This is a genomic window from Eubacterium sp. AF17-7 (assembly GCF_003461285.1).
Taxonomy (GTDB): domain Bacteria; phylum Bacillota; class Clostridia; order Lachnospirales; family Lachnospiraceae; genus Eubacterium_U; species Eubacterium_U album.
On the sequence record NZ_QTWU01000029.1, the window covers coordinates 2882 to 3595 of the forward strand.

General features: G+C 38.7%; 1 protein-coding gene. It reads right to left on the reverse strand.

All coding sequences use genetic code 11. The features are described from left to right. Nucleotides 1-714: glycosyl hydrolase family 18 protein (locus tag DWW96_RS13640; RefSeq protein WP_243003087.1), on the reverse strand; the 714-nt coding region annotated here is incomplete at both ends.

A 714-nucleotide genomic window follows, 5' to 3' on the forward strand; every position in this document is an offset into this window, starting at 1 on the left:
TCTCCTGATGCTGTTACTGTTGTTTCAACACCGTCATTTCCAGGAATTATTATGTTCTGCTTTGGTAATGCTTCTGATCCATAAAGTGATTCCTTCATTGTCTTTGTGATTGAGTTTGTGCTGTCAAGTGATGCCATCCATGAAATGAGTCCGCCCAAATGTTTCTCTCTTACATATTTTCCTTTTTCTGCTACTGATTCTTCCGTGTCACATGTGAAGAACATTCCTGTTGATTCACTGTAGAAGTAGTTTGCCTTTGCAACATCATCCCAGTATTTCTTTAACTGATACTGATTTATTAATGAATCTATGTCTCCATATGCATATGTTACTCCGTTTTCTCCTGTTGCATCTGCATATAATCCCGGATTCTTTGGATCTCTTCCGGTGTCCTTCTTTACTTCCTTCCAGCCTCTTGTATATGGTGCCACTCCCACTACTATCTTTGAGTAATCTATGTCATCTCCATATTTATTTTCAAGATATTTTATGCATGAATCTACTGAAAGTGATGCATCCCCTTCGTCATATGCAGGGTTTGTGTATAATGCTGTCTGGTGAGCCGTGAATCCTCCCCATGCACCGTTTAAGTCATATGTCATCATGTTTGCAAAATCTACTATGTTTAACACCTTGTCATATTCGATTGCTGACATCATTTTTGGTGATGCTGACATTGCCACTGATAATTCATAGTGCTTTCCATCTGTCTTT